This is a genomic window from Dyella sp., assembly GCF_035685805.1.
Taxonomy (GTDB): Bacteria; Pseudomonadota; Gammaproteobacteria; order Xanthomonadales; family Rhodanobacteraceae; genus Dyella_A.
Genome location: NZ_DASSAB010000057.1, coordinates 36487 through 54033, shown reverse-complemented (window position 1 = coordinate 54033; position 17547 = coordinate 36487). Strand labels below are relative to the sequence as shown.

At 67.7% G+C, this 17547-nt stretch carries 15 protein-coding genes; 12 read left to right on the top strand and 3 right to left on the bottom strand.

Going from position 1 to position 17547, the window contains the following annotated elements; all coding sequences use genetic code 11:
* Nucleotides 1–5 precede the first annotated feature (5 nt).
* The 10 genes from VFG40_RS16495 (at nt 6) to motB (ending at nt 11710) form a co-directional block, all read left to right on the top strand.
* On the top strand, nt 6–1175 hold the full coding sequence (locus VFG40_RS16495; RefSeq protein ID WP_324899523.1) for a flagellar hook-length control protein FliK: 1170 nt from the start codon (nt 6–8) through the stop codon (nt 1173–1175).
* Between the two features lie 210 nt (nt 1176–1385).
* Nucleotides 1386–1994, top strand: coding sequence for a flavin reductase family protein (locus VFG40_RS16490; RefSeq protein WP_324899521.1), 609 nt, complete (start codon nt 1386–1388; stop codon nt 1992–1994).
* 149 nt (nt 1995–2143) lie between these two features.
* Nucleotides 2144–2488, top strand: a complete 345-nt coding sequence (locus VFG40_RS16485; RefSeq protein ID WP_324899519.1) for a hypothetical protein — start codon at nt 2144–2146, stop codon at nt 2486–2488.
* Between the two features lie 2 nt (nt 2489–2490).
* Nucleotides 2491–4635, top strand: a complete 2145-nt coding sequence (locus tag VFG40_RS16480; protein WP_324899517.1) for a hypothetical protein — start codon at nt 2491–2493, stop codon at nt 4633–4635.
* 203 nt (nt 4636–4838) lie between these two features.
* On the top strand, nt 4839–5957 hold the full coding sequence (tgt, locus tag VFG40_RS16475; protein WP_324899515.1) for a tRNA guanosine(34) transglycosylase Tgt: 1119 nt from the start codon (nt 4839–4841) through the stop codon (nt 5955–5957).
* 289 nt (nt 5958–6246) lie between these two features.
* Nucleotides 6247–6576, top strand: coding sequence for a preprotein translocase subunit YajC (yajC, locus tag VFG40_RS16470; protein ID WP_324899513.1), 330 nt, complete (start codon nt 6247–6249; stop codon nt 6574–6576).
* A gap of 82 nt (nt 6577–6658) precedes the next feature.
* Nucleotides 6659–8539 (top strand): protein translocase subunit SecD, encoded by a 1881-nt coding sequence (secD, locus tag VFG40_RS16465; RefSeq protein WP_324899511.1) that lies wholly within the window; start codon nt 6659–6661, stop codon nt 8537–8539.
* Between the two features lie 139 nt (nt 8540–8678).
* Entirely contained in the window at nt 8679–9656 is a 978-nt protein-coding gene (gene secF / locus VFG40_RS16460) for a protein translocase subunit SecF (RefSeq protein ID WP_324899509.1), read from the top strand.
* Nucleotides 9657–9797: 141 nt separating this feature from the next.
* Entirely contained in the window at nt 9798–10655 is an 858-nt protein-coding gene (gene motA / locus VFG40_RS16455) for a flagellar motor stator protein MotA (protein ID WP_324899507.1), read from the top strand.
* Complete coding sequence (gene motB / locus VFG40_RS16450) at nt 10652–11710, top strand: flagellar motor protein MotB (RefSeq protein ID WP_324899505.1); 1059 nt, start codon at nt 10652–10654, stop codon at nt 11708–11710. The genes motA and motB overlap by 4 nt, the downstream gene beginning before the upstream one ends.
* A gap of 6 nt (nt 11711–11716) precedes the next feature.
* Here the strand turns inward: motB and murU are convergent, their stop codons facing one another.
* Together murU and VFG40_RS16440 are read right to left on the bottom strand one after the other, a co-directional pair.
* Nucleotides 11717–12421 (bottom strand): N-acetylmuramate alpha-1-phosphate uridylyltransferase MurU, encoded by a 705-nt coding sequence (gene murU, locus VFG40_RS16445; RefSeq protein WP_324899503.1) that lies wholly within the window; start codon nt 12419–12421, stop codon nt 11717–11719.
* Entirely contained in the window at nt 12418–13449 is a 1032-nt protein-coding gene (locus VFG40_RS16440; RefSeq protein ID WP_324899577.1) for an aminoglycoside phosphotransferase family protein, read from the bottom strand. The genes murU and VFG40_RS16440 overlap by 4 nt, the downstream gene beginning before the upstream one ends.
* Nucleotides 13450–13744: 295 nt before the next feature.
* Here VFG40_RS16440 and VFG40_RS16435 point away from each other — a divergent pair, with 295 nt between their 5' ends.
* Nucleotides 13745–14965: an HD-GYP domain-containing protein gene (locus tag VFG40_RS16435; protein WP_324899501.1), complete on the top strand. Its 1221-nt coding sequence runs from the start codon at nt 13745–13747 to the stop codon at nt 14963–14965.
* 40 nt (nt 14966–15005) lie between these two features.
* Complete coding sequence (locus VFG40_RS16430; RefSeq protein WP_324899499.1) at nt 15006–16253, top strand: putative bifunctional diguanylate cyclase/phosphodiesterase; 1248 nt, start codon at nt 15006–15008, stop codon at nt 16251–16253.
* Between the two features lie 20 nt (nt 16254–16273).
* On the opposite strand, the gene VFG40_RS16425 is transcribed toward VFG40_RS16430, so the two are convergent.
* Nucleotides 16274–17542, bottom strand: coding sequence for an ammonium transporter (locus VFG40_RS16425; protein WP_324899575.1), 1269 nt, complete (start codon nt 17540–17542; stop codon nt 16274–16276).
* Between the last annotated feature and the right edge of the window lie 5 nt (nt 17543–17547).

Sequence of the window (17547 nt, the reverse complement as noted above, 5' to 3'; positions counted from 1 at the left end):
TTCCCATGCCAGCCCCTGCCGCCCTCTCCGTGAGCGTCGCGATCGCGCCGCCGGCCAGCTCTAGCCCTGCCGCTGACACGCGCGGCGGCTTCGATCGCGCGCGCGCCTTCGACGATCATCTGGATGCTGCGCGCCAGCAGCAGGATCCGCGCTCTGCGCAGGCCACCCCTGATCGCGTCGGTGCCGATCGCGGGCCCGCGACAGATGCCACGGACAACGCTGCCAGGGCTTCCACGGCGGCGCAGGATGACGCGGTCGCACCGTCGGACACGGTGCCGCATGCAGCGGGCGACGCGTCGGCCGACTTGGCGGCGAGCGCGACGAAGCCGGCCCTGTCCGACGACGACACACCGCTGGCCGACGGCAGCTCCGTCGCCAGCGCCATGCTGGCGCTGCTGGGGCAGGCCGCACCTGCGGCAGCCTCGCTCGCCACCGGCGGCGCGGCCAAGGTCCTGGCGGCAAGCGCGCTCAAGGCATCGCTGGGCACCCCGGCTACCGCGGCCGGCGCAGCCGATCTCCCGGCTCCGGGCCTGGCCGAGACGGCGTCCGGCGACGCGGGTGAGGCCGCGCCGGCCCTTGCGCAGCCGCCAGCCGCGTTGACCGCCAACGCCACCGCGCTGGCCGAGGCGTTCGCCGGCGGCGTGGGCAAGGGGCTGGCGCACAAGCCGTCCGATGAACACGCGCTGCAGGATCTTTCCCTTTTGGCCGGTGCCGCGCCGCAGCCCACGGCCAATACCGGCGTAATGCCCCCGCACGCATTGCAGATCACCAGTCCCGTGGCCAGCGCGGGGTTCGCGCACGAGCTGGGGCAGCAAGTGGCATGGCTCGGCGGTCAGGACATCAAGCAGGCAAAGATCCGCCTGCACCCGGAAGAACTGGGCCAGCTCGACGTGAAGGTGAGCGTGCAGCACAACGGCCAGGTCGACGTGACTTTTGCCGCGCAGCATCCGGCTGCGGTGCACGCGCTGCAGCAGACGTTGCCGCAGCTCGATGCGCTGCTGGCCCAGCACGGCCTGTCGCTGGGGCAGGCCGACGTGGGTCAGCGCCAGGCCGGCAGCGAGGGGCGCTCCGAAGGAAGCTTCCCCGGTCGTGGTGAACCAGGTGAAGCTGGCGACGCCGTGATCGAGCGCGTCGCCTCGGTCAGCACCGAGGGGCTGCTCGACGCCTTTGCCTGACGGGGCGTACGGCCGCGCGGGGCACCGCGCGGGACGGGTTGTCGGCGGCGCGGGTCGGGAGTCAGCGAAAGCGGGCGTGTTTGCGGGTCATCCAGATGCCCGGCGTGTTCACTTTGCCGGCACTCGACGCTGCGACCCGAGGGCCTCGTCAGCAGTGCGCAGAGCGTCGCTACACTGCGGGGTTTGGATCACGCCGACGGGGCCGTGCCGATGCAGCTGGATTTCGCCGAACTGACCGCCGACGAAGCCTATCGCTGGCTCGCGTCCACGGTGACGCCGCGCCCGATCGCGTGGGTGTCGACGGTGTCGAAGGCAGGCGTGAGCAACCTTGCGCCATACAGCTTCTTCCAGGTGGTCTGCGACGAGCCGCCGACGCTGATGCTCAGCGTGGGGCGACTGCCGGATGGCCGCTTGAAGGACAGTCTGGTCAACGCCCGCGACAGCGGCCAGCTGATCATTCACCTGGTCAGCCAGCCGCTCGCCGAGAGCATGAACGCCACTGCCGCCACGCTGCCGCACGACGTCAGCGAGATCGACCAGCTCGGGCTGTCGACCGTGGCGGGCGACCGCGTCGCGGTGCCCCGGCTGCGGGCGGCGCCCGTGGCGTTCGAGTGCGAGGTGGCCGAGATCAAGCCGTACCCGGCGCACGACCCGCGCCACTTCCTGATCTTCGCCCGCGTGCTGCTGGCGCACGTCGACGACGCGATGCTGGCGGACCCGCGCCACGTCGATCCCGCCAAGCTGGACCTGGTCGGCCGGCTCAGTGGCCCGTGGTACGCCACCACCCGCGACCGCTTCGGCATGAAGCGTCCGCCGTAGCGGCCTGCGCCTACGCTCAGGCGTGCGGGCGTGGCATAACCGTCGCTCACCGGAAAAGCTAGGATTGAGCGGCCGCGCGCTGCTTGGTCCTTCCGCTGGCGCGCCGCGTTTGCTGGCCAACCGCCCAAGTCGCTCAAGGAATAGCGCCCATGACCCAGACCATCGATCCCATCAAGCTCAAGGCTGCGGCCGAGCATCTGGAGTGGGTACTTCAGCAGTATCCCGAGAGCGAGGAAGTGCAAGGTCTCCTGCGCGCACTGTCTCCGCTAATCGAGGATGCCAAGGCCCAGCGGGTGCTGGAGCCCATCGAGAGAAGAAAAGTTCCCGGAGCCTACAACTTTGGCGACGGTGTCTACATTCCCTATCAAGATCCAAGCGTCGATGAGGCCTACGTCGCGTTTTCGATTGAAATCAGGGGAGGCCTGACGGAGCAAGAGAAACGCATAAATGCGGACACCGCGGCAATGCAAGTCGCCAAGAAGGGCGGGGCGTAGCCATGAGCCAATTCGAGCTTGTTTCAGAAAGGCTTAGGCGGCAGCACCATGATGTGATTGAAAAAGCTGAGACCTTCGAGACTCATGGTGTCAGTGAGGAGGAAGCGCTCACATATCTCGAAACCGACGAAGGAAAGATATTTCGGCAGCTTCTCATTGATGCGACGCCAAACGCATCCACCGATCTCATAAAAGACCGGGCACTTGGTCAGCTCACGTCCGGCCGCGAACTCCCGCGGATGGAAGTCACCAACGAACCACTCGTCAAGCTCACGGCCGTAGGCGCAGAGGTGTCGCCGTATTCGCCCTATTTCGCAAGGCAGTCGGTGATTGACGAGGCATTTGCCAGTGGCAGGAGCTTGCACGACTCTTTCGGCCTCCCTGCCAAGAGCGAATCGGCGTGGTATCGGATGGACGAGGCGCGGCCTCTGGCGCCGACCGAGGTCTTCATCAGCCATGTGGCGCCCACGTCCGAACTCGGCGGACAGTTCGTTCGCTCCGGCGGCGCCGAGCAGGTGCTGGTGCCCAATCGCAGATTGTTCACCGCTCCGGAATTCGTGGGCTATATCGACAACAGCCTGGCGCTGCAGGCCGAGCGCAGAGTTGGCATAGCGATCAAGGGAGCGACGAGCGGCGTCGCAGTCGCCGCGGCGCTGTACGACGGCTATAGCACCGCCGAGCAATACCAGGCGCTTACCTCGCAGGGCAACCAACTCGGCGCGGATGCACTGCTGCGGCGGTATGAAGGTCGGACCGCCGGCGGGGTGCTGGGCGGGATAGTCACCGGCGCCGGCTATGGGCTCCTGGCGGGCTCCGAAACCGGCCCCGGGGCTTTCGTCACCGGCGCAGTCGGTGGCGTGCTTGGAGCGTTCGCGGGCGAGGAGATTGCCAATAGGGTCACCGAGCACCGGCTCAATCACCAGGTCGGTCGCGACGGCGTCACCTACGCGTACGAGGAAGGCCAGTGGGTGAACAGCGAGAGCCGGCTCAGCCTGCGCGCCTTTCACCTGCCGACGATCCAGGAGAACCGTAACCCGGCCCCCGAGGGGCAGGTGCCGCATCTCGAGTACCGACGGTCGAGCGCGGTGACATCGTTGATGCTGGCCGAGCCGGTGCTGCAGGACACCGGAAACATCACGCTCGACGGCAGGCATTGGCAGGCCACCGACAATGGCTGGGTGGAGAAAGTGGTCTTGCCGCATGCGCCGAGCCCATTCGAGATTCCCGCCCCGACGTATGGCCAGACAGCCGATGGCGACACGGGGCGGCAGCTCGATCAGCTTGCCGCCAATCGCCAGTTCAACAACGAGCACTATGCCGAGGACGTCGCCCAGGCCTATGTGATGGATCACATAGGCAGAGGCTGGAGCGCGCTCGGCCCCATGCCGGATGCGGTAACGCACGCCCTGAAGCTGCCGAGCGAGGAGCGCTTTACCGATCCCGTTACGGGAAACCGCTGGACCGCGACGGGAGTGGGAAGCTTTGAGCGCACCGTTGCGCTCCCCGCGTACATCGCACCGGTTACCGAGCAGGTGCGCCCTGGCGAGGACGAGCGCGGTCGCCTCGCCAGCCAGCAGGCATCGGCCATGGCGGTCAACGCGGCCTACGGTCGTGAGCTGATCGCCCGGCAGCACGCTCAACTGCAGGCGGATGTGCCGGAGCGCGCCGCCACGGCGGCATCATCCCGGGAAGGGGCATCCGGGGCGGGTCCTCGCGCGGCACAGGAATCTCCGGCGTTGGAGCACACGATCCGCGCGCCGATGCAGGCCCAGGTGCCGCGCTCCTACAGCGACCCCGGCCACCCGGAGCACGTCCTCTACAACGCGTTGCGGCAACGGCTTCCGGGGGCGTCGGAAGATCGGCTGGTGCAGTTCACGGCCGCCTGCCACATGGGCCGCATAGAAGCGAACAAGCTCGCGCACGTATTTGTCGACGACCAGAAAGGCATCGCGAGCTTTGCGGCGTCCTGGCCGCCGGGTGCCTTGGCACAGGTCGATCTGGCGAAGCCGGCCCCGGCGCAGCAGGAATCCATGCAACGGGTGCAAGCCCACGATCAGCAGCAGGCACAGCAAGCGGCACAGTTCGCCGTCGGCCGGGCGCAGATCAGCCAGCAGCACGGGAATGCCTCGGTAGGGCACGGGTACTGAACAACCGGCGAGATGGGTGGGTTTGGCCCGTTCGACGACAGGCCACGGCTGCGCCCGCCGCGGCCTGACCGTTGTGGCGTCGGTTGAGCGGCATACGCGCCACTCTCCGCGAGCACAGAGCGGAGAGTGGCGCGCGCGCCTGAGCTCTGCCCGCCACCCGTGGGCGGAGCCAGGGCGGTCGGCGTCACCGCTACAATGGCCGGATGACTTCCATGACTTTCGATCTCGCGGCCACCGACGGTGCGGCCCGCCGCGGGCAGCTGACCTTCGGCCGCGGCACGGTGCAGACGCCCGCCTTCATGCCCGTGGGTACCTACGGCTCGGTGAAGGCGATGACGCCGCGCGACATCGTCGACATCGGTGCCGAGATCATCCTCGGCAACACGTTCCACCTGTTCCTGCGGCCGGGGCTGGAGATCGTCGAGCAGTTCGGCGGGCTGCACAAGTTCATCGGCTGGAACAAGCCGATCCTCACCGACTCGGGCGGCTTCCAGGTGTTCTCGCTGGCGCACAAGCGCAAGCTGGCCGAGGAGGGCGTGACCTTCGCCTCGCCGGTGGACGGCTCCAAGGTGTTCCTGTCGCCCGAAGTGTCGATGAAGATCCAGACCGTGCTGGATTCGGACATCGCGATGATCTTCGACGAGTGCACGCCGTACCCGGCCACCGAGAAGGTCGCCGCCGAGTCGATGGAGCTGAGCCTGCGCTGGGCCGAACGCTCGCGGCGTGCGTTCGACGAGCTGAAGAATCCCAACAACCTGTTCGGCATCGTGCAGGGCAGCGTGTACGAGCCGCTGCGCCGGCGTTCGGCCGAAGGGCTGGTAAACATCGGCTTCGACGGCTACGCAGTCGGCGGCCTCGCGGTCGGCGAGCCGGAAGCCGAGCGCAACCACACGCTGGATTTCACCGTGTCGCTGCTGCCGGCGGACAAGCCGCGCTACCTGATGGGCGTGGGCCGGCCGGAAGACATCGTCGAAGCGGTGCGCCGCGGCATCGACATGTTCGACTGCGTGATGCCCACCCGCAACGCCCGCAACGGCTTCCTGTTCGTGCCCGAGGGCACGCTGCGCATCCGCAATGCCAAGTTCGCGATGGACACGCGGGTGATCGAGGAAGGCTGCGACTGCTACGCCTGCGCCAACGGCTTCAGCCGCGCCTACCTGCGCCATCTGGACCGCTGCAACGAGATTCTCGCCAGCCAGCTCGCCACGATGCACAACCTGCGGCATTACCAGCGGCTGATGGCGGGGCTGCGATCGGCGATCGAGAGTCGGTCGCTGGACGACTTCACCGCGCAGTTTTACGCCCTTCGGCGCGCCCCCTAGCGCGCCGTCCTGCGGCTGCGGCTGCGGCTCGCGGGGCCGGGGGCGCGGCGGGCAGCGAGGGCAACTGTGTCTGCGAGCGCCGCAATGCATGCCCTGGCCCGGCCTTTGCGACGCAGGCCCGCGGCGCGCCGTGGACGGTCGGGAACCAATGCGCTCCGGCACGCTCTTACAGGTCGCCATGTGTGTGAAGGTGCAGTGCAGCCCCTGGGGGCGCATGGCATAATCCGGGATCTTTTTTCAGGCATTCGGCAGAAACTGCTGTCGGGGCCGCCACTTGCGAGACAAACCGATGATTTTTCCGATGACCTCCGTGATCGCCCAGGCCGCTCCGGCCGCCGCGCCGAACCCGATCATGACGTTCCTGCCGCTGATCGGTCTGTTCGTGGTGTTCTATTTCCTGATGATCCGCCCGCAGATGAAGCGCCAGAAGGAGCACCGCGCGATGCTCTCGGCGCTCAGCAAGGGCGACGAGGTGGTCACCAACGGCGGCATCGCCGGCCGCGTGGACGAAGTGGGCGAGAGCTTCCTCACCGTCGAGATCGCACCGAACGTGAAGGTGCGCGTGCAGAAGGGTGCCGTGTCGCAGGTGCTGCCCAAGGGCTCGCTGAAGTCGGCTTGACCTCCCACGGCGCGCCTCCCGGCGCGCCGTTCTCGTTTCGACGTTATGCCGCACTCCCGTGTGGCTTGGATGGATGCAAGGCATGAGTGATTTCCCCCGCTGGAAATATGCGCTGGTTGCGCTCGTATTGGTGTTCGGCATCGTCTATGCGCTGCCCAACGCCTTCCCGCCGGTGCCGGCGGTGCAGGTGCAGGCCAGCCACGGCGCACCGATCGATGCCACCGTGCAGCAGAAGGTGGCCGAGGCGCTGGCCAAGCAGAAGATCGCCTACACCGGGCTGGCGATCGACGGCGACCACCTGGTTGCCAACTTCAGCAATGCCGACGTGCAGGCCCGCGCCTCGGACGTGATCAAGGCCGCGCTGGGCGACAACTACACCGTGGCGCTGAACCTCGCCCCGACGGTGCCGGGCTGGCTGCGCGCAATCCACGCCAAGTCGATGCCGCTGGGCCTGGACCTGCAGGGCGGCGTGCACTTCCTGATGGCGGTGGACCAGGACAGCGTGATCGACAAGCAGGAAGAGCGGTACGCGGACGACATCCGCAACCTGCTGCGTCAGAAGAACATTCGTTATGACTCGGTGGTGCGTGCACCCACCCGCGGCCAGGGCATCGTGGTGGCGCTCCGCTCCGACGCCGACCGCAACGCGGCAGCCACCGCGATCACCAGCGAGTACCCCGACCTCAACGTCGACAACGGCGACGCCACCGGCGACCGGTTCATGCTCAATGCCGTGGTCAAGCCGGCCAAGCTGCGCGAGCTGGCGCTGGGCGCGATCAAGCAGAACGTTGGCACGCTGCGCAACCGCGTCAACGCACTGGGCGTGTCCGAGCCGGTGATCCAGCAGCAGGGCGAGAACCAGATCGTGGTCGAGCTGGCCGGCATGCAGAACCCGGCCGAGGCGAAGAAGGTGATCGGCGCCGTGGCCACGCTGGAGTATCACCCGGGTATCGGCCGCCCCGGTGACCCGCAGGCCCAGGAGGCTGCCCGCACCGGCAACATTCCGCCCAATGCGCGGCTTTATCGCGAGCGCGGCACCAACCGTCCGGTGCTGGTGAGCAAGCAGATCATCGTCAGCGGCGACCAGCTCGCCGACGCCTCCTCCGGCACCGACCAGCAGTCCGGCCAGCCCAAGGTGGACGTGACGCTGACCGCCGCTGGCGCCAAGAAGATGCTCGACTACACGACCGCCAACGTCGGCAAGCCGATGGCGGTGGTATACGTGGAGCGCGTCACCGACACCAAGATGGTCGATGGCAAGGAAGTACGCGTGCCGCGCATCACCGAGGAGGTGATCAGCGACGCCACCGTGCAGGGCGTGTTCGGCAAGCAGTTCCAGACCACTGGCCTGTCCAGCCCGAAGGAAGCGTCCGAGCTCGCGCTGCTGCTCAAGGGCGGCTCGCTGGCCGCGCCGGTGGACATCGTCTCCGAGTCGGCACTGAGCCCGAGCCTGGGCCAGGACAACATCAACAAGGGCTTCAAGGCGGTGCTGCTGGGCCTGGCGCTGGTGCTGCTGGCCGCGGCGGTCTACTACAAGCTGTTCGGCCTGGTGGCGGACATCGCGCTGTTCTTCAACCTGGTGATCCTGGTGGCGGTGATGTCGATGATCGGCGTCACCCTGACCATGCCGGGCATTGCCGGCATCGTGCTGACGCTGGGCATGGCGATCGACGCCAACGTGCTGATCTGCGAACGCATCCGCGAGGAGCTGCGCAACGGCTCCACCCCGCATGCCTCGATCCGCGCCGGCTACGAGAAAGCCTGGGCGACCATCCTGGACGCCAACGTCACCCACCTGATCGCGGCGCTGGCGCTGACCACCATGGGCTCGGGCCCGATCCGCGGCTTCGGCATCACGCTGCTGATCGGCATCCTGACCTCGATGTTCACCTCGGTGACGGTCACGCATGCCATCACTGCGCTGATCCACGGCCACCGCAAGCTCAAGACGCTGTCGGTGTAGTTGTTGTGTCGCCGCTGACCCGTCGTGGGCCAGCGGCGATTCGCCCGGTCCGGCGCACCGCCGACCCGGGCTCCGCGTGGCGGATGGTTCCGTTACGCGACCGGCCATCCATGGCCGGGATCCCCTGAAGGAATGTTTGATGGAAATCTTCAACCACAACGCCAACGTCAACTTTCTGGGCATGCGCAAATACAGCATCGGCATTGCCGTCTTGCTGATGCTCGCCTCGATCGGCCTGATCTTCACCAAGGGGCTCAACTACGCGCTGGACTTCACCGGCGGCATCTCGGTGGAAGTGGCCTACCAGCAGCCCACCGATGTCGGCCAGGTGCGCGCGGCGCTGCAGAAGCACGGTTTCGAGAACCCGCTGGTGCAGAGCCTGGGCGGTTCGCGCCAGATGTCGATCCGCCTGCAGGCCAAGGAAGACGCCGCCGGTGAGGGCGAGTCCGCGGCCAGGCCAAGCAGCTCGGTCCAGGCCGACAAGGTGGCCAACGACGTGCTGGCTGCGCTCAAGAGCGAGAACCCGGGCGTGGCCATGACCAGCCACAGCTTTGTCACCTCGGCGGTGGGCGACGAGGTGAAGAGCGACGGCTCGATCGCGGCGATCTTCGTGATCATCGGCATCGGCCTGTACCTGTGGATCCGCTTCGAGCGCCGCTTCGCGATCGCCGCGCTGGTCACCGAGGTGCATGACGTGCTGGTGACGCTGGGCGTGATCGCGCTGGTGCAGCGCGAGTTCGACCTCACCGTGCTGGCCTCGGTGCTGGCGGTGATCGGCTACTCGATCAACGACAAGGTGGTGGTGTTCGACCGTATCCGCGAGCTGTTCCGCCTCGCGCGCAAGGCCGAGCCGGAGGAGATCCTCAACCGCTCGATCAACACCACGCTGTCGCGCACCATCATCACCTCGCTGTTCACCGGCATCACCATGGCGGCGCTGTACTTCATCGGCGGTCCGGCGGTGGAAGGCTTCGCGGTGACGATGCTGATCGGCATCGTGGTCGGCACGCTCTCGTCGATCTTCGTGGCCAGCCCGATCCTGCTGTGGCTGGGCGTGTCGAAGAAGGACCTGATGCCGGTGACCAAGGAAAACCCGGAGCTGGCGCGCCGCCCCTGAGGCGCAAGTTCCTGCTGCGACAAAAAGCCCGGCTTCGGCCGGGCTTTTTCATTGCGCGGATGTGTCCCGCATCACTCAACTTCGACGCGCCCGCGCCGATAGCCGTGGAGAGGCAAAACACAGCAGGCAGGAGCAGCCGTTATGTTGGTAATCATTGGGGCGCTGGTCGTGCTGGCTTGCGTGGCCGGAGGCTACGTACTTTCGCATGGGCATTTGCTGGCTCTGTGGCAGCCATACGAATTCCTGATCATCGGCGGCGGCGCGTTCGGCGCGTTCCTGACGGCCAATTCGCCCAAGATCGTCAAGGCGTCGATCATGGACACGCTGGGCCTGTTCAAGGGCCCGAAGTACAAGAAGCAGGACTACATCGATCTGCTCTCGCTGCTGTACGACATCTTCAGCGTGATCCGCAAGGAGGGGCTGCTCGGCCTCGAGGCCCATATCGAGGACCCGAAGGCGAGCTCCATCTTCACTGCCTATCCGCGCCTGTTGCGCGAGCACCACCTGGTCGATTTCATTACCGACTGCCTGCGCCTGATGGTCAGCGGCAGCATGAATGCGCACGAGCTCGAGCCGCTGCTGGACTACGAGCTGGAGACGCACCATCACGAGGCGGAAGCACCCGCGCACGCCGTGGCGAAGATGGCGGATGCGCTGCCCGGCTTCGGCATCGTCGCGGCGGTGCTCGGCATCGTCATTACCATGGGCTCGATCAGCGGCGACACCTCGGCGATCGGTGAGCACATCGCCGCGGCGCTGGTCGGCACGTTCCTCGGCATCCTGCTCGCCTACGGGTTCGTCGGGCCGCTCGCGGCGGCCATGGAAGGCAAGGTGAAAGAGGACAGCAAGGCGTTCGAGTGCGTGAAGGTGGCGCTGATTGCCAACCTGCGCGGCTACAACCCCAAGGTGGCGGTCGAGTTCGCCCGCAAGAGCCTGTCCTCGCACGCCCGACCGACGTTCCTCGATCTCGAGGCCCACCTCAACGGGGCACGGGGATGAGCGAGGAAGACCAGCCGATCATCATCGTCCGCAAGATCAAGCGGATCTCGGCAGGCCATCACGGGGGCGCCTGGAAGGTCGCGTATGCGGACTTCGTCACCGCCATGATGGCGTTCTTCCTGGTGATGTGGATCCTCGGGCAGGGCACGCGCCAGCAGAAAGCGGCCATCTCCGAATACTTCACCAACCCGAGCATGTCCCAGGGCCAGGCGACCATGGCGCCGCCGGGCCAGATGGGACCGGGCGGCGCCAGCGACAGCGCGATCCAGCTGGGCGGCGCGATGGACATGTCGCACGGGCCCGGCAACGACCGCCACAACGCCAAGCCCGCCGCGTCCGTGGCCGATGCCGAGAAGCTCGCGCGCCAGCAGGAAAAGAAGCGCCTCGACGAACTGATGCAGCAGCTCAACGCAGCCATCCAGAGCAGCCAGGCGCTGGCTCCGTTCAAGGACCAGCTGCTGCTGGACATCACCTCCGAGGGCTTGCGCATCCAGATCGTCGACAAGCAGAACCGGCCGATGTTCGACCTGGGCAGCGCCGGGTTGAAGCCCTATACCGTGGACATCCTTCACGAGCTGGCCGGCTTCATCAACTCCGTGCCCAACGGGATCAGCATCTCCGGTCACACCGATGACGCGCCGTACAGCAGCGATCACCACTACGGCAACTGGGAGCTGTCGGCAGACCGGGCCAACGCGGCGCGACGTTCGCTGATCGACGGCGGCCTGCTGGATCAGAAGATCGCCCGGGTGGTGGGCCTGGCCGCCTCGGTACCGTTTGACAAGAACAACCCGGGCGCGGCGATCAATCGGCGCATCAGCATCGTGGTGATGACCAAGCAGGCCGAGGATGCGGCGAAAGCGCCGGAGTTGACGCGGCTGCCGCCCCAGCCGTCGTTGCTGCCGCCGATGCCCCCGACCGTGCGTCCGTCGACCTCCGACAGCACGCCCGCGGCGGGCGTCGACAACGCGCCATCGTCCACCCGGGTCGAGGCGCCCCGGACCGACGGTTCGCCTGCGATCGTTGCTGCTGCGCCCGCCGTCAAGGCGGGTTGAGGCCGATCAGCGGTGGCCTAGCTGCGCGTCGAGTTGCTCCAGTCGATCCGGCGTGCCGACATCGGTCCAGGCGCCGCGATGATGGATGCCGTCCACGTCGCCTCTGGCCATGGCCAGGCGCAGCAGCGGAGCAAGTGCGAACCGGGCCGGACGCCGCGCCGCGGACGATGCATCCGAAAGCGCCTGCCAGCCGTCGAGAATGCCGTGGCGATACACGCCGATCCCCGCGAAGGTGAGCCGCGGTGTGCCGCTGTCGTGCAGGCGACCCTGCGCATCCAGGAAGAAATCCCCCTGCGGGTGGTGCGCCGGGTTGTCCACCATGACCAGGTGGGCGGCGCCGCGCGGTTCTGCGGGCAGGGCGGCAAGATCGAAGTCGGTCCAGATGTCGCCATTGATGGCCAGAAAGGGTTCGGGCCCCAGCAGCGGCAGCGCATTGAGCATGCCGCCGCCGGTTTCCAGCGGCGTGGGGCCCTCGTAGGCATAGCGGATGCGCAGGCCCCAGCGCGAGCCGTCGCCGAGCACCTCGGAAAACTGCTCGGCCAGGTGCGAGGTGTTGATCACCACGTAGTTCACGCCGATCGCGGCGAGCTTTTCCAGATGCCACGCGATGAGCGGCTTGCCGCCAGCGACCAGCAGCGGCTTGGGCGTGCGGTCAGTGAGCGGACGCATGCGCTCGCCCAGGCCGGCAGCAAAGATCAGCGCGTGCCTCATGCGGGCATCCCCGTTGGGCGGGTGAGGTCGCGCGAGCCCGCGTGGCGCGCCAGCAGGTCGGCCAGCGGTTGCAGTTGCGGGTAGCCGGCAGCGACCTCGATCACGTAGTCGAACACGCGCGGAAGATCCGCCAGATAGCCCGGCTTGCCATCGCGGTAGTGCAGCCGGCAGAAGATGCCCAGCACCTTGATGTGCCGCTGCAGCCCGGTCAGGTCGAACCAGCGCAGGAAGGTGGTCTCGTCCACTGCGTCGCCGATCAGTCCCGCGCGCCGCAGTTGCAGGCGGTAGCCCTCGGCCCACGCTTCGACCCGCGCGCGCGGCCAGGTGATGTAGCAGTCGCGCAGCAGCGAGGCGAGGTCATAGGTGATCGGCCCGGCCAGGGCGCCCTGGAAATCGATGATGCCGGGGCTGGCCAGCGGGACATCGCCGTCGAGCACCAGCAGGTTGCGGCTGTGGAAGTCGCGGTGGACGAACACCGTGGGCTGCGTCAGCGCGTTGTCCAGCAGGGCGGCGAAGGCATGGTCGAGTGTGGCTTGCTCGTCGTCGTCCGGGATCAGCCCCAGGTGCCGGCCGAGGAACCACTCCGGCATGATCGCCAGCTCGCGGGCGAGGAACGCGCGATCGTACGGCGCCAGGCCGTCGGTGCCGCAGGCAGATTGCATGCGCAACAGTGCCGCCATCGCGTCGCCGTAGAGCCGGTCGACCGTGGCGTCGGACAGTTCCGGCAGGTACATCCGCGTACCGAGATCCTCGATCAGCAGCAAGCCGCGCTGCAGGTCGGCGGCGCGGACTTCCGGCACGTGCAGCCCCGCCTCGGCGAGACGCTGCCCCAGGGCGAGCCACGGGGCGGGGTCTTCCAGCGCAGGTGGCGAGTCCATCACGATCCAGCTGCGGCCCTGGTGGTGGGTACGCCAGTAGCTGCGGAAGCTGGCATCGGCCGAGGCGCTGGCCAGCGTCAGCGTGTCGTCGCCGAGCGTGGCGCGCAGCCAGGCGAGGCGTTCGGCGGCACGGTCGGTGGAGGAGGGCATGGGCATGCGGAACGTCGACGGAGTGAAAGCGCCAGTCTAGCCGCGCGGATTTCCTCGCGTGACGCGGCGCGCGACGGGGGCAGTGCGGATGGGTCCCCGGGGCACGCGCGCCGAGGCCCCGCTATCGCCTGTTGCGCGCGGCGGCGCTGCCGACGCATGCTCACCTCCCCTGATGTTCAAGGATGGCGGGCGGATGCCGATGCAGACGCAGGTGCCCGCTCTTTTCGTGATTTTCCCCCGATGCCCTTCATGTTCCCCATGACCGTCCGCCACTGTTTCTCGCCCAGGCCGCGCCATGGCTTCTGAGCTGGAGGAATGTCGCGTCGAAGTCGCCGACCTCGAACTGGGCATGTTCGTGTCGCGGCTGGACCTGCCGTGGGAGTCGACCGACTTTCCGCTGCAGGGGCTGCAGCTGATGACGCCCTCGGATATCGCCAAGCTGCGCGAGATGTGCGAATTCGTCTACGTCGACGCGCGCCGGCAGCTCACGCCGGACGGCTCGATGCAGATGCTCCGCCGCACCGAGCTGTCTGCCTCACGCTTCCAGACCCAGGTGGGCTACCTCGACCAGGTGTCGTTCGACGACGAAGTGCCGCGTGCGCGCGAAGCGCTTGAGAACGCGGTGGCCGGCGTGCAGCAGGTGTTCGAGGACGTGCTCCAGGGCCGCGAACTGCCGGTGGAGTCAGTCGAGCGCGCGGTGCGGCCGCTGGTCGCCAGCGTGCTGCGCAGCGCCGACGCGTTCTTCTGGGTGGAAGGGCTGCGTCGGCACGACCACGACTCCTACAGCCACGCCGTCAATTGCAGCGCGCTGGCGGCGGCTTTCGGGCGCCACATGGGGTTTGCCGAGGAGACCATCGTCAGCCTTGCCGCCGGCGGCCTGCTGATGGACATCGGCAAGACGCGGGTGCCGGAGGCACTGCTGCAGCGGCCCGATCCGCTGTCGCCCGAAGAGATGGCGCAAATCCACGCGCACGTCGACCATGGCCTGGCCATCGTGAAGGACTCGAGCCTGAGCGACATCGACGTCATCGATATCCTGCGCACCCACCACGAGCGGCATGACGGCAGCGGTTACCCGGCCGCGCTGGTGGGCGTGGAGATCCCGTTGGTGGGGCGCATGCTGGGGATGATCGACACCTACCACGCCCTGATCAGCGACCGTCCGCACCGGCGGCCGCTGGCGCGCCATCACGCGCTGCGCCAGATCTACCTGGCGCGCGATGTACTGTTCCAGGCCGAGCTGGTCGAGCAGTTCCAGGTTTGTCTCGGGGTCTACCCCACCGGCTCGATGGTCGAGCTGACCACCGGCGAAGTGGCGGTGGTGATGGCGCAGAACCAGGCGCGCCGCCTGACGCCCCGCGTGGTCATCCTGAGCACGCCGGACAAGTTGCCGCTGACCACCTTCCAGGTGGTGGACCTGATGAACCAGAACCCCGATGGTCCGATGGTGCACATCCGTCGCAGCCTGATCCCCGGTGCCTACGGCATCGACGCTGCCGACCTGTTCCTGCAATGACCTGCCGCCGCACCGGGGCCTCGTCGCGCGGGCGCGGTCCGTGCTGAACCGGGACGAGGTGTGTGCGGCGATCGCTGCCGTGGTCGCCGACGGCCGCGGCGATGGCGCTGATCGTGCCGCCGTGCTGGCGGTGATGGTCGAGGGGCTGCGCGATCGCGCGCTGCGGCTGGGTTATGCCACCGGCGACAGCGCCGCCGACAGCGTCGGCAAGATGATCGCGGCGGCGCTGCGTCCGGTCGATCGCGTGTTCCGCGTCGCTTACGACCTCTACATGGTCGTGCTGCCGCACATGCGCAACGAGCAGCACGCGCTGCTCGCGGCCACCCGCCTGACCCAGGCGTTCGACCTGCCCGTGCAGGATCGCGGACAGCCGTGGCGCGGCCGCCCGGTGATGGGCATCGCGCTGCATCCGGACCACGGCACCGATCCGGAGGTGTTGTGCCGTCGCGCCGAGCTGGCGCTGCACGAGGCGCTGCGCCAGGGCGGGCAGCATGCGGTGTACGGCCGCTCCGACGAGCAGGCCGTGATCAGCTACGAGGAGCTGCGCGAAGCGATCGAGAACAATCGCCTGAACACGTTCCTGCAGCCGATCTGGAACCTGCAGACCGGGCGCATCGCCGGTGCCGAGTCGCTCGCGCGCTGGACCGCCGAGCAGCATGGCGAGGTGTGGCCGGGGCACTTCGTGCCGTTCGCCGAGCAGAGCGGGCTGATTACCGCGCTGACCAGCTGGAGCATCAACACCACCCTGCGCCACGCCGCCGCGCTCAACCACGTGCCGGACCTCAAGTTCGCCATCAACCTCTCGCCGCGCGCCTTCAACCAGCCGGGGCTGGTGGAAAAGTTGACCGGTGCGTTGGGCATCTGGGGCGTAGCGCCCGAGCGGGTCATCGCCGAAATTACCGAGACGGCGCTGGTGCATGACCTGGACCAGACGGTGAGCCTGCTCAGGCGCCTGCGCGACCGGGGCATCGGCGTGGCCATCGACGACTTCGGCACCGGCTACGCCAGCATCGCCTACCTGAGCAAATTTCCCGCCACCGAGTTGAAGATCGATCTCTCGCTGGTGCGTGGCATCCACGATGACGCCCGCGCTGCCCGGCTGGTCAGCGCCATCATCGACATGGCCCACCACCTGGATCTGGTGGCGGTGGCCGAGGGCATCGAGGATGGCGGCACCCAGTCGCTGCTGGCCGAGATGGGCTGCGACTTCGGCCAGGGCTACCACCTGGGCCGCCCGGTGCCGGCGGCCGACTTCATCGCGCGCTGCGGTGGCCGCAGCCGCGGCTGAGCCTGCCGCGGCTGCCCCCGTCAAAGGTTGTACGCGCGCTCCTCGTGTTGGGACAGATCCAGCCCGATCTGCTCCTGCTCGGCATCCACGCGCAGGCCGATCGACAGGTCGAGCAGCTTGAGGATCGCGTAGCTCAGCGCCGCGCTCCACGTGATGGTGAAGCCCACGCCCTTGGCCTGGATCCACAGCTGGCCGCCCAGCGAGGCGACGTTGCCGAAGCCGCCAAGCGTGGCCGAGGCCAGCGGGCCGGTGAGCAGGCCGCCGACGATGCCAGCGATGGCGTGCACGCCGAACACGTCCAGCGAGTCGTCGTAGCGCAGCTTGTTCTTCAGCTTGGTGGCGGTGAAGAAGCACGCCGCACCGGCAATCAACCCCAGCACCAGCGCGCCGCCCGGGCCGCAGGTGCCCGAGGCCGGCGTCACCGCCACCAGCCCGGCCACCGCGCCGGACACCGCGCCCAGCACGCTGGGGCGCTTGTGCACGAACCACTCCACCGCGGTCCAGCCGATCACCGCGCCGGCGGTGGCAATCTGCGTCACCAGCATCGCCATGCCGGCACTGCCGTTGGAGGCCACCGCCGAGCCGGCGTTGAAGCCGAACCAGCCCAGCCACAACAGACTGGCGCCGATCACCGTGTAGCCAAGGTTGTGCGGCGGCATCGGCGTGGTGGGGTAGCCCTTGCGCTTGCCGATCACCAAACACGCCACCAGGCCGGCGATGCCCGCGTTGATGTGCACCACGGTGCCGCCGGCGAAATCCAGCACGCCCAGGTCGCCCAGCAGCGAGCCCGGGCCGCTCCACACCATGTGCGCCATCGGCAGGTAGACGAAGGTCAGCCACAACCCGGTGAACCACAGCAGCGCACTGAACTTCATGCGCTCGGCGAACGCGCCGATGATCAGCGCCGGGGTGATGATCGCGAACGTAAGCTGGAACATCACGAACACGCTTTCCGGCACCGTGTTGTAGAGCGAGTCCGGTTTCAGCCCGGCCAGCATGAAGCGGTCCAGCCCGCCGACGATCGAGTGCAGATCCACCTGGCCGGCGTGCATGCCGACGGTGCTGAAGGCCAGCGAGTAGCCGTAGACCATCCACAGCACGGTCACCAGCGAGGTGATCGCGAAACACTGCATCAGCACCGACAGCAGGTTCTTGGCGCGCACCATGCCGCCGTAGAACAGCGCGAGTCCCGGGATCGTCATCAGCAGCACCAGCATGGAAGCGGTGAGCATCCAGGCGGTGTCGCCGCTGTCGAGCTTGGGCGCATCGCCCTGCGCCATCGCCGGCATGGTGA